The organism is Gilvibacter sp. CC01 (assembly GCF_055755295.1).
Genome location: NZ_CM146909.1, coordinates 2,508,302 through 2,532,238 on the forward strand (window position 1 = coordinate 2,508,302; position 23,937 = coordinate 2,532,238).

28 protein-coding genes and 2 tRNA genes are annotated in these 23,937 nt (G+C 43.6%); 9 read left to right on the forward strand and 21 right to left on the reverse strand.

Going from position 1 to position 23,937, the window contains the following annotated elements; translation table 11 throughout:
- Positions 1-52: 52 nt before the first annotated feature.
- The 14 genes from dapB to AC0J2F_RS11925 form a co-directional block, all read right to left on the reverse strand.
- A complete protein-coding gene (gene dapB / locus AC0J2F_RS11860) occupies positions 53-754 on the reverse strand; it encodes a 4-hydroxy-tetrahydrodipicolinate reductase (protein ID WP_473007835.1) in 702 nt (233 codons plus the stop codon).
- Entirely contained in the window at positions 751-1,347 is a 597-nt protein-coding gene (locus AC0J2F_RS11865; protein ID WP_473007836.1) for a DUF5683 domain-containing protein, read from the reverse strand. Before AC0J2F_RS11865 ends, dapB begins: the two co-directional genes overlap by 4 nt.
- Complete coding sequence (locus AC0J2F_RS11870; protein ID WP_473007837.1) at positions 1,337-2,236, reverse strand: ParB/RepB/Spo0J family partition protein; 900 nt, start codon at positions 2,234-2,236, stop codon at positions 1,337-1,339. Before AC0J2F_RS11870 ends, AC0J2F_RS11865 begins: the two co-directional genes overlap by 11 nt.
- Complete coding sequence (locus AC0J2F_RS11875; protein ID WP_473007838.1) at positions 2,236-3,003, reverse strand: ParA family protein; 768 nt, start codon at positions 3,001-3,003, stop codon at positions 2,236-2,238. The genes AC0J2F_RS11870 and AC0J2F_RS11875 overlap by 1 nt, the downstream gene beginning before the upstream one ends.
- 161 nt (positions 3,004-3,164) lie before the next feature.
- Entirely contained in the window at positions 3,165-4,046 is an 882-nt protein-coding gene (locus AC0J2F_RS11880; protein WP_473007839.1) for an SDR family oxidoreductase, read from the reverse strand.
- Between the two features lie 61 nt (positions 4,047-4,107).
- Positions 4,108-4,650 carry a GNAT family N-acetyltransferase gene (locus AC0J2F_RS11885; protein ID WP_473007840.1) on the reverse strand — a complete coding sequence of 181 codons (543 nt, stop codon included), beginning with the start codon at positions 4,648-4,650 and terminating at the stop codon, positions 4,108-4,110.
- A gap of 3 nt (positions 4,651-4,653) precedes the next feature.
- On the reverse strand, positions 4,654-6,783 hold the full coding sequence (gene scpA, locus AC0J2F_RS11890; RefSeq protein WP_473007841.1) for a methylmalonyl-CoA mutase: 2,130 nt from the start codon (positions 6,781-6,783) through the stop codon (positions 4,654-4,656).
- Positions 6,776-7,378, reverse strand: a complete 603-nt coding sequence (locus tag AC0J2F_RS11895; RefSeq protein ID WP_473007842.1) for a hypothetical protein — start codon at positions 7,376-7,378, stop codon at positions 6,776-6,778. The genes scpA and AC0J2F_RS11895 overlap by 8 nt, the downstream gene beginning before the upstream one ends.
- Positions 7,371-8,738, reverse strand: a complete 1,368-nt coding sequence (locus tag AC0J2F_RS11900; RefSeq protein WP_473007843.1) for a methylmalonyl-CoA mutase subunit beta — start codon at positions 8,736-8,738, stop codon at positions 7,371-7,373. The genes AC0J2F_RS11895 and AC0J2F_RS11900 overlap by 8 nt, the downstream gene beginning before the upstream one ends.
- Complete coding sequence (locus AC0J2F_RS11905) at positions 8,735-9,067, reverse strand: FtsB family cell division protein (RefSeq protein ID WP_473007844.1); 333 nt, start codon at positions 9,065-9,067, stop codon at positions 8,735-8,737. The genes AC0J2F_RS11900 and AC0J2F_RS11905 overlap by 4 nt, the downstream gene beginning before the upstream one ends.
- Positions 9,067-9,675, reverse strand: coding sequence for a uridine kinase (udk, locus tag AC0J2F_RS11910; RefSeq protein ID WP_473007845.1), 609 nt, complete (start codon positions 9,673-9,675; stop codon positions 9,067-9,069). The genes AC0J2F_RS11905 and udk overlap by 1 nt, the downstream gene beginning before the upstream one ends.
- 69 nt (positions 9,676-9,744) lie before the next feature.
- The gene (locus AC0J2F_RS11915; protein ID WP_473007846.1) at positions 9,745-10,206 is read right to left on the reverse strand and encodes a c-type cytochrome; all 462 of its coding nucleotides are present in this window, start codon (positions 10,204-10,206) and stop codon (positions 9,745-9,747) included.
- Between the two features lie 21 nt (positions 10,207-10,227).
- Complete coding sequence (locus tag AC0J2F_RS11920; protein ID WP_473007847.1) at positions 10,228-11,352, reverse strand: PQQ-dependent sugar dehydrogenase; 1,125 nt, start codon at positions 11,350-11,352, stop codon at positions 10,228-10,230.
- 42 nt (positions 11,353-11,394) lie between these two features.
- Positions 11,395-12,318 (reverse strand): LysR family transcriptional regulator, encoded by a 924-nt coding sequence (locus AC0J2F_RS11925; protein WP_473007848.1) that lies wholly within the window; start codon positions 12,316-12,318, stop codon positions 11,395-11,397.
- A gap of 89 nt (positions 12,319-12,407) precedes the next feature.
- On the opposite strand from AC0J2F_RS11925, the gene AC0J2F_RS11930 reads away from it, so the two are divergent.
- From AC0J2F_RS11930 to AC0J2F_RS11960, 7 genes are all read left to right on the forward strand, one after another.
- Positions 12,408-12,677 (forward strand): hypothetical protein, encoded by a 270-nt coding sequence (locus AC0J2F_RS11930; RefSeq protein ID WP_473007849.1) that lies wholly within the window; start codon positions 12,408-12,410, stop codon positions 12,675-12,677.
- Between the two features lie 10 nt (positions 12,678-12,687).
- Complete coding sequence (locus AC0J2F_RS11935; protein WP_473007850.1) at positions 12,688-12,984, forward strand: hypothetical protein; 297 nt, start codon at positions 12,688-12,690, stop codon at positions 12,982-12,984.
- Between the two features lie 27 nt (positions 12,985-13,011).
- Positions 13,012-13,974, forward strand: coding sequence for a sodium-dependent bicarbonate transport family permease (locus tag AC0J2F_RS11940; protein WP_473007851.1), 963 nt, complete (start codon positions 13,012-13,014; stop codon positions 13,972-13,974).
- A gap of 100 nt (positions 13,975-14,074) precedes the next feature.
- Entirely contained in the window at positions 14,075-15,133 is a 1,059-nt protein-coding gene (locus tag AC0J2F_RS11945; RefSeq protein ID WP_473007852.1) for an endonuclease/exonuclease/phosphatase family protein, read from the forward strand.
- Positions 15,134-15,327: 194 nt separating this feature from the next.
- Positions 15,328-16,197, forward strand: coding sequence for a sugar phosphate isomerase/epimerase family protein (locus AC0J2F_RS11950; protein WP_473007853.1), 870 nt, complete (start codon positions 15,328-15,330; stop codon positions 16,195-16,197).
- A gap of 41 nt (positions 16,198-16,238) precedes the next feature.
- Positions 16,239-16,928, forward strand: coding sequence for a hypothetical protein (locus AC0J2F_RS11955; RefSeq protein WP_473007854.1), 690 nt, complete (start codon positions 16,239-16,241; stop codon positions 16,926-16,928).
- A gap of 262 nt (positions 16,929-17,190) precedes the next feature.
- Positions 17,191-17,523, forward strand: a complete 333-nt coding sequence (locus AC0J2F_RS11960) for a hypothetical protein (RefSeq protein WP_473007855.1) — start codon at positions 17,191-17,193, stop codon at positions 17,521-17,523.
- 500 nt (positions 17,524-18,023) lie between these two features.
- On the opposite strand, the gene AC0J2F_RS11965 is transcribed toward AC0J2F_RS11960, so the two are convergent.
- The 5 genes from AC0J2F_RS11965 to AC0J2F_RS11985 form a co-directional block, all read right to left on the reverse strand.
- Positions 18,024-18,098 (reverse strand) — tRNA-Pro (locus AC0J2F_RS11965).
- A gap of 536 nt (positions 18,099-18,634) precedes the next feature.
- Positions 18,635-18,709, reverse strand: a tRNA-Pro gene (locus tag AC0J2F_RS11970).
- A gap of 103 nt (positions 18,710-18,812) precedes the next feature.
- Positions 18,813-19,727, reverse strand: a complete 915-nt coding sequence (locus tag AC0J2F_RS11975; RefSeq protein WP_473007856.1) for a hypothetical protein — start codon at positions 19,725-19,727, stop codon at positions 18,813-18,815.
- A gap of 9 nt (positions 19,728-19,736) precedes the next feature.
- Complete coding sequence (locus AC0J2F_RS11980; protein WP_473007857.1) at positions 19,737-20,354, reverse strand: HEAT repeat domain-containing protein; 618 nt, start codon at positions 20,352-20,354, stop codon at positions 19,737-19,739.
- On the reverse strand, positions 20,345-20,887 hold the full coding sequence (locus tag AC0J2F_RS11985; RefSeq protein ID WP_473007858.1) for an RNA polymerase sigma factor: 543 nt from the start codon (positions 20,885-20,887) through the stop codon (positions 20,345-20,347). Before AC0J2F_RS11985 ends, AC0J2F_RS11980 begins: the two co-directional genes overlap by 10 nt.
- Before the next feature lie 163 nt (positions 20,888-21,050).
- Between AC0J2F_RS11985 and AC0J2F_RS11990 the strand changes: the two genes are divergently transcribed.
- Together AC0J2F_RS11990 and trxB are read left to right on the forward strand one after the other, a co-directional pair.
- Complete coding sequence (locus AC0J2F_RS11990; RefSeq protein WP_473007859.1) at positions 21,051-21,512, forward strand: methyltransferase family protein; 462 nt, start codon at positions 21,051-21,053, stop codon at positions 21,510-21,512.
- 78 nt (positions 21,513-21,590) lie between these two features.
- Positions 21,591-22,559 carry a thioredoxin-disulfide reductase gene (gene trxB, locus AC0J2F_RS11995; protein ID WP_473007860.1) on the forward strand — a complete coding sequence of 323 codons (969 nt, stop codon included), beginning with the start codon at positions 21,591-21,593 and terminating at the stop codon, positions 22,557-22,559.
- Positions 22,560-22,605: 46 nt separating this feature from the next.
- Here the strand turns inward: trxB and AC0J2F_RS12000 are convergent, their stop codons facing one another.
- Together AC0J2F_RS12000 and AC0J2F_RS12005 are read right to left on the reverse strand one after the other, a co-directional pair.
- Positions 22,606-23,100 (reverse strand): nuclear transport factor 2 family protein, encoded by a 495-nt coding sequence (locus AC0J2F_RS12000; RefSeq protein WP_473007861.1) that lies wholly within the window; start codon positions 23,098-23,100, stop codon positions 22,606-22,608.
- 104 nt (positions 23,101-23,204) lie between these two features.
- Positions 23,205-23,921, reverse strand: coding sequence for a head GIN domain-containing protein (locus AC0J2F_RS12005; protein ID WP_473007862.1), 717 nt, complete (start codon positions 23,919-23,921; stop codon positions 23,205-23,207).
- Between the last annotated feature and the right edge of the window lie 16 nt (positions 23,922-23,937).

Here is a 23,937-nt window from a genome sequence, read left to right on the forward strand (position 1 = left end):
CGTTGCTTTTTAGACTGCTAGTTTACTTATAATTTGGTTCAAATATAGGGCTTTAACTCAGGTTTAATACATCCTGCATACTAAACACGCCCTGTTTGCCAATGATCCATTGAGCGGCGTAGATGGCTCCTAAAGCAAAGCCATCTCTGCTGTGCGCCTCATGACTAATGGTCAAGGTGTCTACTGCGGATTTGTACTGCACATGATGCGTACCTTTTACGTCTCCTTCTCGTATGGAATCGATCCATAAGTCGTTGGGGTTGTTGTTTTGTAACGTCCATGCCTGCTTTTGTGAAAACTTTAGTACTTGTTCGGCGAGGGTGATGGCTGTACCGCTGGGTTTGTCCAGCTTTTGGGTGTGATGGATCTCTGTGATCTGCGATTGGTACTGCGGCTGTTGCCCCATCAATTCTGCCAATTTTTTATTTATGGCAAAGAAGATATTCACGCCTACACTAAAATTGGAGGCGTATAAGAATGCCCCCTTCTTTTCTTGACAGTAAGATTCTATACGCGGTAATTCTTCTAACCAGCCCGTGGTTCCCGAGATCACTGGAACGCCAGTATCTAAAGCGAATTTGATGTTATTGTAGGCCGCTGTCGGGATAGAAAAATCTATGGCTACTTCGGCTCCGTTAAAATCGCTAATGCTGCTGCTGTCGTTGGTGGCCACTACTATTTCGTGTCTATTTTCTTTGGCAAGACGGGCTATGGTTTGCCCCATTTTTCCGTATCCGAGCAGGGCTATTTTCATTCTTGTCCGAAGTTGAATCTTAAACTCAATCCATAAGTAGCCTGAGTAGAGACTGGGTCTATCTGAAGTTGAGGTGTTAGTGAAAGGTCGTCGTTGATGTTGTATTGGCGCAGATGGGCATCTACATTAGCATCTATAATGTTCACAAGGTAAAAGGCAACCGCTACGATAAGACTAATGTCTTTGTTCTTTTGCGCCTGTCGTTGAGCGTCTATTAAGCGGTCATTAGAAACCAAGGGTGTTTGTCCATCTCCGTAGAACTCGTCGTCCGTAAAACCAGCCAAACGGCGTTTAAAGGCATTTCTAAAACGGTCGTATTCTTGATCTTGTTGGATCCAAAAATAGATTCCAGTTCCTATTCCGGCGTAAACGATAGGGATCTTCCAGTATTTTTTGTTGTAGGCTTGCCCGAGACCTGGCAGTACTGCCGAATAAAAGGCCGCCTTAGAAGGTGCTAAGGGATCGTAGCCGAGTAGGGTAGCAGTATTTACAGCAACAGTATCTTTAACGCGCACATCGAGCTCATCGTCTTGCGCCCAGCCAAGCTCCGCAGTAAAAAGAACAAGAAAAAGCAGTACTAATTTAGTCTTCACCTTGAATACGTTTGGCAATACGTTCCAAATCCGCTTCAGAATCAAATGGAATTACGAGCTTTCCTTTGCCTTTAGCGTTCATGTTGATGCTGGTCTTGGCGCTTAAGAAAGCTCCTAAACTGGCGTTGTATTTCTTGGCGGCTGCAGGAAGTGCTTTTACAGTTTTGCTAGGTGTCGCCTCAGGATCCTTAAAACTTCTTACTAAAGCTTCTGTAGCGCGGACCGAAAGATTCTTATCGATGATCTTTTCGTAGATATCTAACTGTGTTTCTGTGTCTTCTATATTGATCAAGGCTCGACCGTGCCCCATGCTTATAAAGCCATCGCGCATGCCGGTTTGGATTATGGGATCCAATTTGAGCAACCTTAGATAATTGGCAATGGTAGAACGCTTTTTACCCACCCGATCTGAAAGTGCTTCTTGGGTGAGGTCTATCTCTTCGATCAGACGTTGGTAGGACAGGGCGATCTCTATCGGATCGAGATCTTGCCGCTGAATGTTCTCAACCAAGGCCATTTCTAAAGACTCCTGATCGTTGGCAATGCGGATATAGGCCGGAATGGTCTCTAAGCCTAAAAGCTTGGAGGCCCTAAAACGGCGCTCCCCAGAAACCAATTGGTATTTGTTAAAGGCCAGTTTACGAACAGTGATGGGCTGAATAACCCCTAACTCTCTAATGGAGCTAGCCAATTCGCGCAAGTGCTCTTCGTTAAAGCTGGTTCTTGGCTGAAAAGGGTTTACTTCGATAAAGTCCAATTCCAGCTCAACGATATTACCAACTACCTTATCGGCATTCTTATCACTAACGGAATTGATATCGTTCTCCGGATCCTTCAACAAAGCCGAAAGCCCTCTCCCTAATGCCTGCTTTTTCGTCGCCTTGGCCATTAATTGCTATTTTTTTCAATGAGTTCTTGAGCCAAACTTAAGTAATTATTGGCACCTTTACTACCAGCGTCGTAACTAATGATGCTTTCTCCATAGCTAGGCGCTTCACTTAAACGCACATTGCGCTGTATAATTGTCTCAAAAACCATTTGATCAAAGTGCTTACGAACCTCTTCTACGACTTGATTGCTCAAGCGCAGGCGCGAATCGTACATGGTTAACAACAAACCTTCAATGTCCAAGTCTGCATTGTGGATTTTCTGTACACTTTTAATAGTGTTCAAGAGTTTGCCCAAACCCTCTAATGCGAAATACTCACATTGAATTGGAATCATAACAGAATCTGCAGCAGTAAGTGCGTTCAAGGTTAAAAGTCCAAGCGAGGGCGCGCAATCGATAATGATATAATCGTAACGCGATTTTAGATCCTCTATGGCTCGTTTGAGCATATATTCTCTAGCTTCTTTGTCGACGAGTTCTATCTCAATAGCAACAAGATCGATATGCGCTGGGATCAGATCGAGATTTGGGGAATCCGTTTTGACAATAACTTCGTCCGCACCAGCTGTGTGCTCCAAAAGCTGATAAGTACCTTGTTGGACTTGAGCTACTTCTATACCCAGGCCAGAAGTGCTGTTGGCCTGAGGGTCGGCATCTATAAGCAATACCGATTGCTCCAGTACGCCCAAACAGGCGGCCAGATTAACCGAGGTGGTCGTCTTTCCGACACCTCCTTTCTGATTGGCCACAGCGATAATTTTACCCATAAGTAGTTTCCGTTTTGAGAATTTAAAAATACAATTATTCGCCCGTATTGGAAAGCCTAATTGTTAACAGGAAGTGAACAGTAAAACCTGGGCAAAACGTACTTTTTAACAAGCCTTGGGTGTGGTTTAAGGCCCGAATTACGTCAAGATATGGCAGTCTTTTACTTTTTCTTCTTAGATCGGATCATCATTTCGAGCATGTCCCACATTTCTTGAGGGATCTCCTCTAACAAATTGAATTGTCCAGCACCTTTAAGCCATTCTCCTCCGTCTATGGTTATTACTTCTCCATTGAGATAATGCGAAAAGTCAGAGGCCAGATAGGCGGCGAGATTCGCCAGTTCTTGGTGATCGCCAACGCGGTTTAGTGGTACTTTCTTGGCCAGATCGAACTTCTCTTTAAGTTCTCCAGGCAATAAACGATCCCAAGCTCCTTTGGTAGGAAAAGGCCCAGGGGCAATTGCGTTAAAGCGTATTCCGTATTTGGCCCATTCAACTGCTAAGGAACGAGTCATAGCCAATACTCCAGCTTTTGCTGTAGCACTCGGTACTACATAAGCAGAGCCTGTCCAAGCATAGGTGGTCACGATATTCAAAACGGTTTTGTTGGTCTCTTTTTGAGCGATCCAATATTTACCAAAAGCTAAAGTGCAGTTCTTGGTTCCCTTTAGAACAATGTCGATAATGGTATCAAAGGCATTGGCAGAAAGGCGCTCGGTGGGTGAAATAAAGTTCCCTGCAGCATTGTTGAGCAGTATATCGGGACTTCCAAAGGCCTCAACCGTCTTGGCTAACACATTCTCTACAGCTTCATAATCGCGAACATCGCAGGCTAATGGGAGGACCTGTCCGCCGGTCTCGGCTTCAAGTTCGGCTTTGGCAGCTTCTAGTTTTTCTTGGTTTCTAGAAGTGATAACTACCTTGGCGCCTAGTTCCAAGAAATAACGGGTCATAGATTTTCCCAATCCGGAGCCACCACCGGTCACTACGATAACTTTTCCTTGGAGCGCATCATCGCGCATCATTTTAGCTGAATAATTCATGAGTTGCTGTTTTGTTCAAATTTACGCTTTTCTTACTAAAAGCTATGCATGCATAATAAAATTATTTCGACTTATTGACTTTCCATAGATAAGCGACACAAGTTTTCAAGTCTGGATAATCCAATAGTTTGGGATGGTCAAAGCTTCCGGCAAAACACATCCCGATTCGCTCCATGACCTTGATGGAACCGGTATTTGCTAGGGTAGCGAAAGCGTAAATATCTTCTGCCTTACAAAGTTCATGCGCTTGTTCTAGCATAGCTTTTGCACCTTCTGAGGCCAAACCTTTACGCCAATGTTCAGGTACAATTCGCCAACCGATATCTACACTAGGTGTGAATTCGGAATCGTAGTCTTGGTTCATAAGTCCGATCATCCCTATGGCTTCTCCTGTTTCTAAAAGATCAACCACAAAATAACAATAGCCATTGGTTGTGAAACTGTCTTGCAGACGCTTGAAAAAGATTTGTACTACCTCTTCTTCAAGAGCCCCTGGAAAGTGCTCCATGATCTTCGGATCCTGATTTAAACGTCTGAGTAGTGGCAGGTCATCTTGCGTCCAAGGTCGAAAACCAAGACGTTTAGATTTTAAAATGTAATCCATGATCTAATTAACTGAGTCTATCAAGATCTCTAACATTTCGATAGCGGCGTCTGCAATGCGTGTTCCTGGTCCGTATACCGCCACAGCTCCCGCATCGAACAAGAATTGATAGTCCTGTACGGGGATAACTCCTCCAACAATTACCATTATATCTTCGCGCCCGTATTTTTTAAGCTCTTCGATAACTTGAGGCACTAAGGTTTTATGGCCAGCTGCCAAAGATGAAACTCCAAGAATATGCACATCGTTCTCTACTGCTTGCTTAGCCGCTTCCGCAGGTGTTTGAAATAGTGGACCTATGTCTACGTCAAAACCAACGTCTGCATAACCGGTGGCGACAACTTTTGCACCGCGGTCGTGCCCGTCCTGGCCCATTTTAGCGATCATTATGCGAGGTCTACGGCCTTCAAGGGCTGCAAATTCATCTGCCATGGTTCTGGCTTTTTCGAAAGTTGGGTCTTTTTTAATCTCTTTGCTATACACGCCGCTAAATGATCTGATTTGTGCTTTATAACGTCCAAAAGAAGCTTCCAGCGCATCACTGATCTCACCCAGGGTAGCTCGCGCTTTTGCGGCTTCTACAGCTAAAGCTAGTAAATTTTCTTCACCCGAGTTCGCAGCAGCGGTAATGCGATCTAAACAGTTAGATACCGCTTCATTATCACGGGTAGACTTGATCTGCTGCAAACGCACCATTTGGGCGGCACGCACTTTTTGGTTGTCAACATCTAAGATGTGTATTGGATCTTCTTGCTCCAAACGGTATTTGTTCACGCCAACTATCACGTCTTGGCCACTGTCAATTCGCGCTTGTTTGCGCGCTGCAGCTTCTTCTATGCGAAGCTTAGGAATTCCAGCTTCTATGGCCTGGGTCATTCCACCTAGTTCTTCAACTTCTCGGATCAAACTCCAAGCCTTATCTGCAATATCCTTGGTTAATCGCTCTACGTAATAACTCCCTGCCCAAGGGTCCACTGTTTTAGTGATACCTGTTTCTTGTTGCAGATAGATCTGTGTGTTTCTGGCAATACGCGCAGAGAAATCTGTAGGCAAGGCAATAGCCTCGTCCAATGCGTTAGTGTGTAAAGATTGGGTCCCGCCAAAGGCTGCCGCTGCAGCCTCGATGCAGGTGCGAGCCACATTGTTAAAAGGATCTTGTTCTGTTAGACTCCAACCGCTGGTCTGGCTGTGGGTGCGTAAGGTCAGTGATTTAGGATTACTTGGTTTAAACTCAGAAACGATCTTTGCCCAGAGCATACGCCCAGCACGCATTTTAGCGATCTCCATAAAGTGATTCATCCCAACCGCCCAGAAAAAAGAGAGGCGAGGGGCAAAACTGTCTATATTCATTCCGGCTGCAATGCCGGTTCTTATATATTCCAATCCGTCTGCAAGGGTGTAGGCCAGCTCAATATCACAAGTAGCTCCAGCCTCCTGCATATGGTAACCAGAAATACTAATGGAGTTGAATTTGGGCATCTTAGCAGCGGTGAACTCAAAGATGTCGGAGATGATCTTCATAGAAGGTGCAGGCGGATAGATATAAGTGTTTCTCACCATGAATTCCTTTAAGATATCGTTCTGAATGGTTCCAGAGAGCTGCTCCAAGGCTACACCTTGTTCCTGGGCGGCAACGATATAAAAGGCCATAATGGGCAATACCGCTCCATTCATGGTCATAGAGACGCTCATTTTGTCCAAAGGGATCCCATCAAAAAGGATCTTCATGTCTTCCACACTATCTATAGCTACTCCGGCTTTACCTACATCGCCAACCACCCGTTCGTGATCACTGTCATAGCCACGATGGGTAGGCAGGTCAAAGGCTACAGAAAGTCCTTTTTGACCAGCAGCGAGATTGCGGCGGTAAAAAGCGTTACTTTCCTCCGCAGTAGAAAAACCAGCATACTGCCGTATGGTCCAAGGGCGCTGTACGTACATGGTCGGGTAGGGACCGCGTAAATAGGGCGGGATCCCAGCAGCAAAATTCAAGTGCTTTAACGAACTTAGGTCTTCTGGCCCATAGACTGATTTTACCTGGATATCTTCTGCGGTATCATAGGTCTTAACGCCTTTTTTCGATGTAGGAACGGTACTTTTTAGGCTGATATTTTGCAGGTCTTTTCTACTCATTCCCGTAGCTTAAATGCAAGTTGCGATTTAGCAAATTCTTATAATAGGCTTCTAAGGCCACTACCATTGCAAGTTCTGGGTCATTTACGGTGTTTACGGCTCTTTTGCGTAAGGGTGGGGCCAAAAGTCGAGATTCTATAGCATCGGCCTCTATAAGCGATTGTAAGATCTCGCGGATCTCCGTATCGTCGATACCTGCTACCAGACAAGAAACAAACTGACTCTTGTAATTCACAGCGTACTGTCCGTCTTTTTTAACCCAAAGTTCGTCTCTATCGCTGATCACTTTGGCAACCGTTTGAGAATGTTCGTCCATGATCTCTACAAAAGGTGCTGTATCGGTAATGCCAGCATACATGAACTGTGCATAGCCATTCTGTTTGTAGGTTGCAGTGGTCGGGCTGTAATTGCGAAAGTTGTAATGTTCTGATATCGCCTCTTCAAAGCTGTATAAGGCCTCATGCATAAGCTTTAAATTCGATCCTGAACAGCTTACCGCTTGGGGTTTGTCTTGATGACGATACTCCATGGGCTCCGAACAACTTCCCAGAAGAAGCAGACTGCAAATTGTTATAACAAATCCTTTTTTACTCATTATCCAATCTGTTTTTTTCATGATTTTCTGCAATTCTTTTAATGATCAAAGGTTCTATTATGGTCTTTCTTTGTTCTTGTTTTAAGAAGGGATACAATTCCACAGTTTGTCCAACTTTTTCGTCGGATTTTGGGTAGAGATTCGTCCCTAGAAGCGGAAGCGTATTATTGTCGAATGCTTCCTGAGCAGCTTTGGCTTGCTCCTTTATTTTACGTTGGATTGTTCCTGCTTTTAAGGCCTTGATAAAACCGCCGCTCGCTTCGATCTGTTTAAATACCTCCAAAGCTTTTTCCGCTAGGTCTTTGGTTAGATCTTCAATAAAATAGGCCCCATCCGCAGCATTGATCACCTGATCAAAATAGCTTTCGTGTTTTAGGATCAGCAATTGATTTCTAGAAATGCGCTCCCCAAAATCATTGCTTTTGTGGTAAACTGTATCGTAAGGCAGATTACAAACGGCGTCTACACCTCCTAAGACAGCGCTCATGCACTCTGTCGTAGTTCTAAGCATATTTACATTTGGGTCATAGATGGTTTTGTTGCGGCGCGAAGGACGTGCCAAATGCACCCCTCGAATATTGGTGTCGTATTCGTGCTGAAGACTGGCCAATAAAAGTTTAAAAGCTCTGAACTTGGCGATCTCCATAAAGTAGTTTGGTCCTATGGACCAGTGATAAGAAATGGATAGCTCCGCAGGCAAGGCGTCTTTTTGGGCTAAATAATTCAGATATTCATTGGTGTGCGCCAAACCATAGGCCAATTGCTGCATAGCATTAGCTCCGGCGTTTCCGTAGTTGTCTATATGTACGCCAAGGCCAGAGGCCAATGGCGTCTTTATATTTTCAATTAAGAGTTGGTGGTCTTGCTCATTGCTGTGAATCCAATTCCCGCTACGCGCCAAGTGTCCAATGATATCTATACCTAAATGCACCTCAGCTCCGCTTTGCTGCGCCGCAGTGGTAAAATCCTTGAGAAAATCCGAAGTATAAAAATCAAAATCGCAATAGAGTGTTATGCCCGCTAGTTGCAGTCCTTCAAAAAGGGCTGCGGCATTGAAAACCGTTTTGGCTTGTAACAAGATAGCTTCTGCACCACCAGCTATACTTTTAAGCATCAAACCTCGTGCTACACGCGTGTCGTGCACAAAAATAGCCTGAGTTACCAACCAATTCTCCGGGTAGGAGACCTCGTAATTGTTTGTCGTAGTCTCTGCGTTGTAGAAAGGTTTAATGGTAATGCCTTCAGGCGTCTGGGTGAGCAGTGTTTCGTTGTAATCTGCTCCTCTTAGGCCTGCTTGTATGCTTTGTTTCCATTGTTTGGCGGAAACCGGATCGAATTGCTCAAATAGTTCTTCACTCATGGCTTTTGCTCCGTGCTGTCTTGATGGGTTATAATGAAGATGTCTTCGTTCTCTTTTTTAAGATAATAAGCCTCGCGACCGTATTTTTCCAGTTCGTTGGTGTCTTGTAATTTTTCCAACTGTTCTTTATCTGTTGCAATGTCTTGCTGATACTTTTCGGTGGTGCCCTCTAAGGTTTCTATCTCTTGATTGAGTTCTTGATGGATAAAGAAATTGTTGGAGTCAAAGGCGAGCATCCAAACGGCAAAGATCAAGGCGATCAACACATATTTGTTGGTCAACCATTTGAACCATTTGCTAGCGGTGATATGCTCGAATTTTTGCTTCATTAAGACAAGCGCTCGTTAATTATTGTTCTAACGATATCTACGGCAACCGTATTATAACGATGGGTCGGGATGATGATATCCGCATAAGCCTTGCTAGGCTCTATGAACTGCTGATGCATGGGCTTCAAGGTTGTCTGATATCGATCTAACACCTCGATGAGATCCCTGCCGCGTTCGCAAATGTCGCGTTTTAGTCTGCGAATGAGGCGCTCGTCACTGTCAGTGTCTACAAAGATCTTGATGTCAAAAAGATCCCGCAGTTCCGGTTGAGTGAGTACTAAGATGCCTTCTACTATTATGACTGGTTTTGGCGAAATAGTAATGGTTTCTCCCGTGCGGTTGTGTTCTTTAAAAGAATATACCGGCTGATCTATGGCTGCTCCCGCCTTGAGCTTTTTAACGTGCTCAATAAGCAAAGGAAAATCAATAGAATTCGGATGGTCAAAATTGATCTTCACCCGCTGCTCATAAGTGAGCTCGCTGGTGTCTTTATAATAGGAATCTTGTGTGATCACCGCCAATTCTGCCTCTGGCAGTTCTTCTACGATCTGGTTCACCACAGTGGTTTTACCACTTCCTGTTCCTCCGGCAATGCCAATAATCAACATGCGTGCTTTGTTTGTGCAAAAGTAGGGGTTTTGGCCTTTTTTTGCGGCCAAATCAAAAGGGTTTTCTGCTTATTTTGTAACAGCTTTTACCTCCTCTACGGTCACCATTTTGTCTTGGGTGTTACTCCAAGAATTCATCACGTAGTTCAAGACATCTGCAACTTCCTGATCACTAAGGCCAAGAGGCGCCATTACACCATTGTAGGTTTCTCCGTTTACTACGATCTCACCTTGTTGCCCGTATTTGACACTGTGAATACTTTCCGCGCGTTTTTCGGTTAGCCAATTAGAACCGTCCAAAGGAGGAAAAGCACCTTTTATACCTTGGCCGTTCCCCATGTGACAAGCCACGCAAAGACTGGTATAGACTTCTTCACCGCGTTCCATGCTAGCCTTTAGATCAGCTTTGCTGGTTGAGGTTTTTTGTCCGCCCAATTTCACACCAGAACTTTGATCGTTCTCTTCTTTTTGGTCTGATTTACAAGCGACTAAACTGGCAAATACGGTAGCTAAAAGCAATAATTTCTTCATTTTGATTGTGTTAATTGATGTTTAATTGGGTAATAATCGTACTATTCCCTGGCCTTCCAGAGCGATGTAAATATAACCATTTGGCCCGACTCTTACGTTGCGAACCCGGCCAATTCCGTCTGCGATTTTTTCGCGCCCAATAACTTTGTTACCATCGAGTTTGAGCAACTCCACATAATTGAATTTTAGGCTACCTACCAGCAATTGATTCTTCCAAGCTGGGAATTTATCGCCCGTTACAAAGGCCATACCACAAGGAGCTAGAGAAGGGACCCAATAATGTACAGGCTGCTCCATGCCTTCTTTTTCGGTAAGGTCTGTAAAGGAAGTTCCGCTGTAATTCACGCCATAGGAAATAACAGGCCAACCGTAGTTTGCCCCTTTTTTTATAATGTTCACTTCATCGCCTCCTTTAGGGCCGTGTTCATGGGTCCAGATCTCACCGGTAAGTGGGTGAACGTCCATGCCTTGTGGGTTGCGGTGTCCGTATGAAAAAACAGCCTCTTTGGCCCCTGATACGCCTACAAATGGATTGTCTGCCGGGATGCGACCATCGTCGTGCAGGCGGTAGATCTTTCCGCCATCTCTACCAATATCTTGAGGATTCACATCGCGATTCCCGCGATCTCCTACGCTGAAATAGAGGTATCCCTCCTTGTCGAACGCTACACGAGAACCAAAATGCTGCCCTTTGGTAGTGTTGGGCATGGCTTTGTACAAGGATTCAATATTGGTCAAACGATCACCATCTAATTTGGCGCGGATCAATTTGGTGTTACCTCCTTCGCCACCTCCTTCGCTAGAGGCGTGGGTGAAATAGATCCAACCGTTGGTCTTGTAATTTGGGTGCAATACCACATCTAAAAATCCTCCCTGCCCGCGCACATAAATTTCGGGTATGTTTTGTATTTGCGTTTTCTTACCGTCCTTAAAATGGATGAGTTCCCCACTTTTTTCTGTGATTAGCATAGCACCGTCTGGCAGCCAAGTCATACCCCAGGGATTATTGAGCTCAGGCACCACGGTCTCTATACGATAGCTGCTTGTAGTGCCACTGTCTAAAGCAAGGCCATCATTTGGGTCTTTATGCTCCGAGCGGCAGCTAAGCATTGCTGCTGCGGATACTATCATCAAGAAAAAACGCATAGGGTAAATTTTAATCTAATTTACAAAATCTGTCTTTGGAGATCAATACTTTTCGAACCAATCAAAAGTGTCTTTGATGATTCTGTCTTTATTGTCATTTACATAGTTCAAATATGCTTCAGCAACGGGCGAAAGCTTCTTGGCGGAACGCCAAACCAAGTTCCAAGTGGTCTTTACCGGTAATCCTTGATAGGGTATAATCTGTAAATCTCCATTTTGCAAATCGTTTCGGATTCCAATTAGCGGCATGATCGAATATCCAATACCCGAGATAACAGCTTGCTTAAGGGCTTCATTGGATTGTAAGGTGATGTTTTTAGAGGTCGGAAGCTTGTTTTTACTTATGAATTCTTCCATAGCCGCTCTCGTTGCAGAACCGCGCTCCCTGTAGATCAAAGGCAATTCCGTTAGCACTTTTTTTCCACTGGGTCTGCCATCTGCTTCGTAACGTTGTCCTCCAACCAAGAAGAGTTTATTTTGCATTAGTTCTACACGTTCGAGTTTGATTTGATCTGGAATGACAGACACCATGGCAAAATCCACTTCGTTACTCTCTAAACTATTCACCACAGTAGCTTTATTTGTCACATTCATATCCAGATCAACGGCTTTGTTCTGCTGCATGAATTCTGACAAAAAATAAGGCATTAGATATTTGGCCGTAGAAACTATAGCGATCTTAAGTTTACCTGAGATCTGTCCTTGAAACGCCTGACTCCTGTAATTGATCTGCTCAACTTGGTCCAAGATCGTCTGAGCTGCCTGGGCGATCTCTTGTCCAAAATCGGTGACATACAACTGTCTGCCAACAATTTCTGTCAGTGGAATTGAGAACTGATCCTGAAATTTTTTAAGCTGAATGCTCACCGCGGGTTGGGTTAGATAGAGTGCCTCAGATGCCTTGGTAATGCTCTTTAATTCAGCGATTTTGAGGAAAATCTGCAGTTGATGTAAAGTGTAGTTCATAATATTTATTAATGTAAAACATTATAAAGATAAATAAAAATATATAATTATTTCACAGGATATTTGCAGCGCAAGAAAAAGAAATCAACATGAATCAACATTTACAAGCGCGCAGTCAAAGTCTTAGCAAAACGGCGAGCAAGAGTCTGGGAAAAATAAAAAGAAGGCAATGGAATGTGGCCTTGGGGCTTATTTCTTACGGCCTTTTACTCAATGCTGCTGTGAATTCTGGAGGCATGTTTTTAGAGGAACTGCTAAGCGTTGGCTTCATTCTATTGTGTCTGGGCTGTTTAGCATCAACCCAAAGACAAGCCTTTTCGGCCGAATTACGCGCTATAAATCAAAAATCAAAAGAATAAATCAAAATCTATGGAAACTTTAACTCCCGTAACTCAAAAATTCAAACTCATCGACGGAAATTTCACTGCTCAAGAAGCGCAAGACCTTATCAATGCACTCTTGAACGAGAAGATCAACTTTCACAAATTGCAACGCTTGGCTGCCTGTGAGGGAGACCTTTGTGCAGATACCCGTTTTCCGGACGGACGCATCCAAGAACTGGAAGCCGAAAAACAGCATGTTCGTGCGTTTATCAACCTAAAAGAATCGACACAAAAGCGATTCCGCATCAACGGGACTATTGAATTGGAACTTATTGAGGATTAATCACCAAGAGTTAGCCACACAGAGATTATGGACTTGCATTTGCTGATAGATAACCTGACCAACCCGGCCTTATTGTTTTTCTTTTTGGGAATCATTGCAGTACAACTAAAAAGCGATCTGGCCATCCCTTCAACTTCTGCAAAATTCATATCACTCTACCTGTTATTCTCAATAGGGTTTAAGGGTGGGCAAGAACTGGCGCACAGCACTTGGAGTGCCGAAATCGCTTACTCCCTCTTGTTTGGGGTCGTTCTTGCCACCGTTATTCCGCTCATCGCATTTTTTGTATTAAGACAGCGTTTTGATGTTTCAAATTCAGGAGCGATCGCTGCTTCCTACGGTTCGGTTAGTGCAGTGACCTTTGTAACGGCCATTTCATTTTTGGAGATGGAACACATTGCATTTGGCGGCCATATGGTGGCAGTGATGGCCCTGATGGAAGCTCCTTCTATAGTAGTGGGGGTATTGCTCATAGCTCTGTTTAGTGCAACACGCGGTAAGCCAAAGGTTGGAGAGCACGTAAAACATGCGGTTACCAACGGATCTGTTTTGTTGATCACCGGGAGTTTGATCATAGGTCTTTTGGCCAGCGATGAACAAGCCCAAGGGATAAAACCCTTCACCACCGATATCTTTAAAGGATTTTTAGCGGTCTTTCTATTGGATATGGGGATCACTTCTGGGAGAAAACTAAAGAGCTTTTTAAAGAAAGGGAAATTTGCGGTGATGTTCTCTATTGTAGTTCCAATTATAAACGGACTCACGGCAGCCTATATTAGTTCGCTCTTTACAGACAATATAGGAAACCAATTCTTGTTCAGTATTCTGGCGGCTAGCGCCTCTTACATAGCTGTGCCTGCAGCCATGCAGTTAGCTGCTCCAAAGGCGAACCCGAGCTTGTATCTACCGATGGCCTTGGGAGTGACCTTTCCCTTTAATATAACATTAGGCATGCCTTTATACCTGATCTTCATTACATGGATCAATTAAAAGGCGAGCCTTTCATTTCCTTATTTTAAAGATCTCCGCGGCGTTTTGACCGCGGTTTTTTATTGCTTCAAAGCGGGGAATTGTTTATATTTTTTGTTCGATGACTACCAATCTGGCACATATTACGCTAGCACTAGCTTCAATACTATGTGTGTTCTCATACTTACCGTTGGTACCTTCAAGGCATTGGTTCTTTAGACTCTCTGATTTTATCCGCTTGCAGCTTTTAGCCTTACCGATCTTACTCTTTTTGGTGCTATTGCTCTTTGCTTTTAAGGCGTGGAGTAGTACAATTTTATTTGGGCTTGTAGCAATAGGTGCAACTATAATTTATCAGCTTCGGGTGGTGGCGCCTTATTTTTCTAAAGGATCTTTTGCAGTTACTTCGGATGGCATCCGGCTTTTGAGCCTTAATGTGATGCAGCAGAACAACTCCTATCAAAAAGTGCTAGACCCGGTGGAGCGATTAGCTCCAGACATTGTCTTACTCATGGAGACAGATTCCAACTGGGACAAAGCAATGGAATCCCTTGAAAAAACACATCCGCAGCATATAAAAATCCCGAAGGACAATAAATACGGAATGCATTGCTACACCCGTCTAGCTATGATTCAAGGAGAGATCAAATACTTGATATCAGAAGAGCACCCTTCTGTACGCATGGAACTGAGAACAGCCAACGGTAGTGGCTTTTGTTTTTGGGGGATTCATCCGCCACCACCTAGTCCTACAGAGAAACCAACGGCCAAGCAAAAAGATGCCGAACTCTTAAAATTGGCAGCGCTACTAGCAGAATCAAAATGTCCAACAATAGTGGCCGGTGATTTTAATGTGGTCTGTTGGTCGCAAATTTCCAAGCGTTTTGCGGAACTTTCAAGGCTAAAGGACGCGAGAATTGGGCGTGGCTTCTTTAGTACCTTCCCGGCCAGATCGCCACTGCTGCGTTTTCCCTTGGACCTGCTTTTTCATTCAAAGGGTATTCGTATTAACCAACTCCGAGTTTTGAAGCCAGTTGATTCTGACCATTTGCCACTTTTTACTGCCTTTGAGATTCAAGAGTATGCTAAGAAAGAACAAGAATCGCTAAGCTCCGAACAGCGACAAGAGGTCCAAGAAATTGTGGTCGCAGGTAAAGCCGCAGCTCAAAAAGAGAATTAAAAATAGAGTTACCGACAATATCAATTGTAAGCGCGCCATGGCCAAGCTCGATTTTACCCACGAGAAAACGCTAGTGGCTGCCAAGCAGAAAGCCGGTAGATCTATCGATGTGGAGGTATACGTTAAGACGGCTTAAGTTCTTATCTTTAGAAGCTGTTACCAAAAATAAAATTATCATCAACTAACTCATATCTATGAATATCTTTTTTAAAATCCTAGTCGTGTCCGTAGTAGCACTTTTATCTCTAAGCTGTAATCAGGAAAATTCTGAGAAATCAGAAGGGATAGCGCTTTACACCCTTCGCGACGCAATGGCGACCAAACCTAAAGAAGTGTTGCGAGAAGTGAGTGAGCTCGGCTATGATTATATAGAAGATGCTGGCTATGCAGACGGTAAGTTTTACGGAATGAGTCCGGAGGAATTCAAGGCTTATCTAGGAGAAGTTGGTTTAGAGCCAGTGAGTTCTCACCAAAGTGGTATTACCTATGAAAATGCAGACCAGATCATTGCTGATCTTAAAACGGTTGGATTCGAGTATTTGGTAATTCCGATTCCTCCTATGGGACATTTTACCTTTGATATGGAAACCCGTAGTATGGGAATGACTGGGGGAGCAGAGAATTTGGCTCAAATTTTGAACACCATAGGAGAAAAGTGCAAGGCAGCAGGAATTAAACTGTTGTATCACAATCACGATTTTGAACTGAAACCCGATGCCGATGGGGTAGTCGTTTTGGATTATTTGTTGGAGCATACAGATCCTGCTGTAGTTAATTTTGAGATCGACCTCTATTGGACGGCTAAGGCCGAAGCAGATGCGCTGAAATATTTTGAAAAGTATCCGGGGCGTTTTGTCGCTTGGCATTTAAAAGATATGGACGGCGCTGGGCAATTTGCTCCAATTGGTGAAGGACAATTGGATTTTGCGAGCTACTTGACCAAAAAGGAGCAAGCAGGAATGAAGTACTTTTTTGTAGAACAAGATATGACCTTTGACGGCATGACCCCTATGGAAGCGGTAACCATAAGCCATAAAGCCATTACCGAACTGGGGTATGAATAATAATTAAATCTATTAGCCTAAATCTACCTTTGAAATTGAACATGAAAAAAACCGTTTTTCTTACTGTTTTAAACCTAGTTATGGCCTGGAGTATACAGGCACAATTTTTACAACGTGGACTCAATAAAGATCTTCCGTCTGACGCCTTTGTCAAGATGATGTATCTAACCGATAACGACAGTATAGTTACGGGCTTTGGATTCCCGGACCCTGTGGTCAAAAACCGCATTGTTTATGCCAAGCAACAGCCAGAAGGAGAAATCACCCAAGATTGGAAGTCTATACGCGTTAAGTATGCCGAATTCTATTACAACGAGATCGTCATGCTTACACGTGATCTGGTGGAAGTAGAGTATTCCACCGATGCCCAATACTTATCGGATACATTGCGCGTTTATCCGCTGCGGATCAAGGGAGCGGTAGCTAACGGCCTAAAGAAAATCGGCTACGAGAATGCCGCCATTCAGATGTTTGAAGATTTTTATTGGGAAGAGCATTTTTTTCCTAGCCAGTTAGTCTATGTGCGCACCCAAGAGGAAGCAGCCTCAGATGCCTCAACTTTCGTTTTGAATTACAACAACGAAAGAGCCTTTAAACGATCGGCAAAGAAATTTTTTAAAGCTTGTGAGGAGGTCGTGCAAAAAATTGAAGCTGGTGCCTATTTCCCAAAATCCAAAAAGAACATAAAGGCATTGGCAGATGACTACGCAGCCTGGTGTGGGCAACAGTAGTCACGCACAGCCGCTAGCTAGAATTTTATCGAATAAGACTTATATCATCGGCCTTAAAAAGCAGCAAACACAAATGAAATACCAAAAGAACTCCCTTTTAATTCTTGCGGTGATTTTTTCTGGCGCCTCGTGAATTAGCATTGAATGCACTTCATGGCCGCGCTCTTCGCTGTTTCTTGGTCGCTGGCGCGGGGGATTTTTTCATATTTTAAAACTCCACGAGTATCTTTTAGGTATCTTTATTTCGCCATTCAGAAATCCCATGAATTCAACCAAAATATTAGCCCGAACCTTTTTCATCCTGAGCCATCTCGGTTTGTTTTTCATGTTTTTATTTGAGAATGAATTGCAAGAAAACGATTTTCCGTTTTTAGCTGTTCTTTGGGGATTGAGTATTCTTAGTCTTGGCTTTAATATTTACTGGGCAGATCAATTGAATATTAGTAAATGGGTCTTGATTTTACTCACAATTAGCGGTCTGGTTTGGGCCTTTCCACCAGCGTTAGCAACCTATTTTGGAATTCCTTTTTTAATCATCTTTTTAGTATTAGGAATCTTTATTCATAGTAGAGCTAGCAGAAAGATTCGGGATTGATTGCTAAGGATTTATAGAAGATAACCCAAAAAACATTAACTAGTGTTGTTTTACCATGCAAAACCAAACGTCCGGTGGACGTTTGATTGAGGCACCCGCGAAGCGGCAGGCCTAAATTTTGTAGATGGTCTTTCAAAGGGATTCATTGCCTGCGGCAATGATACTTGGTGGGGGAGATGCTCAAAGAAAGCCAGAAAGCTATGGACATCGAGTGATTTGCGCAGCAAATTGTATCGAGATGTCATTGGAAAGCCCCTGTTGTATGCTAAAAAGTAACAACAAAAGGATTACTCGCTTACGCTCGTGATCCTTATTTTCTTTTGTTTTTATTGAGGATTCAATCACTTTGTGATTGATCCTTGGGTGGGGAAGATGCTCAAAGAAAGCCAAAATCGCAAGGCGATTTTTAGGCTTTTTTGTTTTCAATGCTCGCTAGAAACAAGTTTCTGCTCGCTTTTAAAAACAAAAAGCCAGCAATCAATGATTGCTGGCTTTCTTTGTCGGGATGAGAGGATTCGAACCTCCGATCTCTGGTCCCCCAGACCAGCACTTTAACCGGACTAAGCTACATCCCGAACTAGGTCTGCGAAATTAGCGAATTTTGAGAAATCTCTGTTATAAATTCAGAAGGATTCCTTGCTTTTGGCAATGATCCTTCGTGGTGTGGAAGATGCTAATGGAAATCCAATGCCAATGGCATTGGATTTCCTTTGTCGGGGTGGACAGGTTGGTGAAGTGGAGTTTTGCCTTTTGCAAAACCGAACGTCCAGTGGACGTTTGACGGAAGCACCCCCGAAGGGGAAGAACCTGCGGTCTTTTACTCCAACATTTTGCTTTGCAAAATCAAATGTCCGGTGGACATTTGGTTGAGCTACACCGCGGAAGCGGCCTGCGACCTTCTGTTTCAGTATTTTGTGTTGAGTTATTTACAGGTAACTATCGTTGGATTCTTTTGCGTTGCAAAAGATCCTTAGTTGGGGAAGATGCTAAAGGAAATCCAAATGTCGCTTTGCGACATTCTAGATTTTTTGTTTCCAATCACTTATGCAAGTAAGCTTGCAACGTTTCAGAAAACAAAAAATCCAATGCCAATGGCATTGGATTTCCTTTGTCGGGGTGGCAGGATTCGAACCTGCGACCTCCTGCTCCCAAAGCAGGCGCGATAACCGGGCTACGCTACACCCCGTAAGAGGATGCAAATTTATTCAAATTCTTAATTGTGGCAAGGCTAAATGTCAAAAAAGAAAAAAGAGCGCTTTGAGGCGCTCTTTTGTTCTTGTTGAACAAGATTACTTCTTCCGCAAGTACACGGTTCCGAATTCTGTTTTAATGTCGAATTTGGTGCCGCCACCGTTGAGCTCGGCGTTGACCATTTTTTGATTGACTTGATAGTCTTCTTGCAAGATCTTAAAATCAAGATTGCTTAAGATCTCTTGACCGATTATGCTAGCGCTAATCTTGCTAAGTTGTGGCATGGTGATATCTATATCGCCGTCGTTGCTAATTATTGAAAAGAGCTCGTCTGGGCGCTTCTTGTCAAATACTACCTTCACATCACCGCCAAGGGTATTCACTAGAGCAGGACCGCTAACATCGGTTAGCTCAATGGCCTTGTACTGGCTAGAGATCATCAGCTCACCGGCATAATTGTCGATCTTTAAGGCCTCTGAAGAAAAAATAAGTCTACTGCTTTGACTTTTCTTGCATTTGCCGGTATCGATAACCAGTTTAACCGAATTGGGTACCAAGATCTCGTAAGATGTACTGTTAACAAATAACACATTGGATTGATTGTCCACCTGCTTGTCGGTAATGGTTAAGCGGCTGCCAAACTGCTGAATGTCAAAGTTCATGTCTACAGCGGTGTGATCTTCTTTACTGCTTCCCAATGGCTTCAATCCTTTAGATTTTTCTTTTTTGTCCTTGTCAAAATTGCTAAAGTAGAGGAAACTGATAGAGTCTGTGCTGGTTGTGTTCACGCGAGCTTGGCCATTGATAACAAAACTATTCCCTTTTCCGGAGTAGAACACATTCTCAGGGGTATTGCTTTTTATGACCACTTGATCACCATTATAGCCAGAGATCTGGATCTTGGCTGAGGTGCAAATTTCTAAAGTGCCTTTTTTAAAGTCGATTTTCTTCTCTTGCGCAGAAAGGCTCACTGCCGCTAAAAGCATTACTAAAGTGATGAACGTTTTTTTCATGATGAAGTTTTATTGATTATTAAAAGCAGCCACCGCCAGAGAAGCCGTATTGCGCACTGCGGCTTCCTGGTTGCGGTCTGCTACGATTTGTTCCAGCGGATCTGTGGCTCTTGTTTCCTTGAGTTCCGCTAGTGTTTTTATGAGTTTTATTTGCACCAATGCTTCGGATTCCTTTTGTAAGGCGAGTAGTAGCGCGTCTCTAACTTCTTGCTCTTGTCCAAATCCTTGCAAGGCAGAAATGGCTTCGATTTTTACATTGGTTTGTGTCTGCTCATGGAGCAAAGAGAGCAATACTTCTTTAAAGTTGGCGTCGGCTGCATTGTCGTTTTTAGCTCTATATGCGGCTATAGCTTCAAGTTGTTCACTGGGATATTCCATGGCCGCGATTTGCTCCAACATTTGTTGTTTAGCCGGATCCACTTCAGGCCCACTAAACCAGAAGGGACTACTTAAGAGTCCGATCAATAGTACAGCGGCCGCAGCATACCACCACAGCGAACGGTTTTTTGATCGCTCTGAATGCAACTCGTCTTTTAAGCGCTTAGCGAAAACAGCGTCCTGCTCGTCGGGCCAGGTGTTTAAAGGATTTTCTGTCTTCAAGCGTTCTAATTGTTTTTCTAAGGACATGTCTTTAATTTTTGTTCTATGGCCTTTTTAAGGGCGATTTTAGCGCGTCTGTACTGATTGCGTACAGTACTTTCTTTTAACTCTAAATGTTCGGCGATCTCGCTGTGCGAATAACCTTCTATGGCATAGAGCACCACTACTATTCGATGCTGCTCCTTAAGTTCCTCCAAGGCTTGACGCATCAATTGTAAAGGCAATTCCTCGTCGAATTCATCCTCCTCATGACTCAAGGCGAAAGAGGCATCTTCTTCATCTTGCCAGTCAAAACGATGTTCCTTGCGCAAGGCGTCTATAGCCAAATTGGTGGCTATTCTATAAAGCCAGGCGCCAAGGTTACTGTCTTCGCCAAGATCTCCGATGCGCTGAAATCCTTTTATAAAGGCTTCTTGGACAACATCTTGGGCCAGACTAGGGCGTTTCAGAATTCGTATCGCCGCTGTGTAAAGCAGTTCCTTATAGGTGTTGAACACCTGCAGCTGTGCACTGTAAGAATTTGCTTGGCAAGCTTTGATCAATGGTTTGCTATCTGTCACGCTCTGCTTGTTGGTTGTAGTATAAACGGAAGCCTTTTAAAAATGTCGCAAAAAAAATTCAAAAAATTCAGATCAGGTTAAATCCGTAGATCGAATTTATTTTGTCTTGTAAGTAATTTCTGTAAATTTGCTCAGCAACTTTTGATACTAGACAGTTCCTATTTTGAAGAAGGATGTTCTTTTTGTCCTGGTTCAATTCTTACTATTTGTTTGTTATTTATTGAACTGGGGACTCCTGGAATTTGAGACACCACAGCTGCTTCGACATGCCGCGAGTGCAGGTGTTGCCCTGGGGATTATTGTGGTAATACTTGGGATTATCAACCTGAGCGATAATTTGAGCCCGTTCCCATCGCCTCGCAAGAATTCGGAGCTCATTCAGAACGGTATCTACAAATACGTGCGTCACCCAATTTACTTGGGCATTCTTATCGGTTTGTACTCTTATGCGATCTATGCGGCATCCTTAGAAAAATTCCTAATTACCTTGATGCTTAATTTGGTGTTTTACTTCAAGTCGAGTTATGAAGAAGAGTTGTTGGTGCAACGCTATTCCAGTTATTCCAAATACCAAAGATTAACAGGTAGATTTTGGCCTAAATTCAATAGTAAAAGGGCACAATAAGGTTATCAACAATCTTGATAACTTTCCTGTAAGGATTCCCTTGAATCTACTACTTTTACTGTATCAAATCAGAATGAAATGTCAGATACTATAGAACGCGTTAAATGTTTGATCATTGGCTCCGGACCAGCAGGTTATACCGCAGCCATATATGCTTCTCGAGCCAATATGTTCCCAGTGCTTTATCAGGGAATGCAGCCAGGAGGTCAACTTACTACCACAAACGATGTGGAGAACTTTCCAGGCTACCCAGACGGGATCACTGGCCCAGAAATGATGATAGAATTACAAAAGCAGGCCCAACGATTTGGTACAGACGTACGTGACGGCTGGATCACCAAGGTAGATTTTACGGGTCCTGTGCATAAAGTGTGGGTCAACGAAACTACAGAGATCCACGCAGATACCATCATTATTAGTACTGGAGCTTCTGCCAAGTACCTCGGCTTGGAGTCCGAACAAAAATATTTGAACCTCGGGGGCGGTGTTTCTGCCTGTGCTGTATGCGACGGTTTCTTTTACCGCAACCAAGAGGTTGTGATCGTTGGAGCAGGGGACTCTGCTTGTGAAGAAGCACATTATCTTTCTAAACTGTGTAAAAAGGTGACCATGTTGGTGCGACGTGAAGTGTTCCGAGCATCTGTTATCATGGAGAACCGTGTTCGCAACACGGAGAACATCGAGATCCTCTATAACACAGAGACCGAAGAAGTCTTGGGAGATGGACAAGTGGTTACTGGAGTTCGTGTTAAGAACAATCTAACAGGTGCTACTCATGATATTCCGGCAACCGGATTCTTTGTGGCTATTGGTCACAAGCCCAATACTGACATCTTTAAAGGTTGGTTAGATATGGACGAGACGGGATATATCATTAACAAACCTGGAACAGCCCATACCAATGTTCCCGGTGTATTTGTTTCTGGAGATGCCGCAGACCACGTTTACAGACAAGCCATAACGGCAGCAGGTACAGGATGTATGGCTGCTTTAGACGCCGAACGTTATTTAGCTGCTGTAGAAAGCGAGCATACGGTAGCTTCTTAAATTAGATATTCAATCCAATAAAAAAGCCGCTTTAAAAGCGGCTTTTTTATTGTTGTGGTTTGTGGTCATAACTATATGACCGCTGTAGCATCCAGTTTTCTCCTTCTTTGATCCAAAGGTGGGAGAAAAGGGCAATGGCGCCTTTTTGCTCCGGGCCACCATTCATGCTGAAATAGAATTTATGTTCTCCTTTTTGGAGTAAACCGTATAGGGTTCCGTCGTTTTGATAGAGCGGATAGATCTTTGTTGATCCTGCAACCAATTCTCTGCGGCTTTTACGACCGGGAAAGTTGCAGATGTTCTTATCAATAGACTCAATAAAAGGCTGTTTGCCTTTGGTGATTCCCCCTTGATCGTGGTAGAATTCAAAATCTTCACTGATCAGATCTTGAAGTACTTCATTTTGGCATTGGTTAAAGCTCAGTTCAAAGAGCAGACTGTCTTTGGCCATGATCATTTGGTAATGTTCATCTTGAGGGGCTAGTTGTGCAAAACTCAAGGCTGGAACGAGCAGAATAAGTAGCAGTTTAATAGTTTTCATAGTGGTTGATTGATGTATTAAATTGAAAGACCGCCACAGCTGTAGCGGTCCACTTCAACGTATGAATGAGCGTTATGGAGTAATGTCGCTCATTACTTTAGGCGCTACATCTTGCGAATAGCGCTAGATTTTCCGTCTTTTTTGTTAACGGTCATTGGGTCTCCGTAGTACTTGATATCCCCGCCACTGCTGGCTTTGGCATCTAAGCTTTCAATCACGTTGACTACAATGTCTGCACCGCTAGAAACCTCGGCACGTACCTTGGTTGCTTCCAAATTACGCGCGTTGATATCGCTGCCACTAGAGGCATCTGCAGTAAGATATTTGGCACGCCCGGTTACTTTAATGTCGGCTCCGCTGCTGCATTTTACCATTACCTCTCGAGCGTCGATCTCTAATTCCAGATCTGCGCCACTGCTACTGCTTAGGTCCAATTTTTCAGCTCTAATAATATCGCTGGCAATGACATCAGCACCACTACTGGCCTCAACACTATTCAAACTGGTATAGGTCACATAAACCTTCTTGCTCTTTGCGCGGTTGATGTTCTTGGTCGTTCTGATCTTTAATACACCGTTACTCACTTCAGTCTCGATGTATTCGTGTAGGTTAGAATCTGCTTCTACCACCACTTTGTTCTCTGAGCCTTCTTCTAAAAAGACATCCAGCCCGCTAGATCCTCTGACTCCGGTAAAATCGTCGTCCAGGTTGCGCGTCTTGGTCACTACATCGCCATTGCCGTTCTCTGCATTGACCACTAGGTCAAAGTTGCAGGAACTTAGGGTAAAGGCTGTTAAAATTGCTAAAATTGAAAGTCGCATACGTTTAAAGATTTAG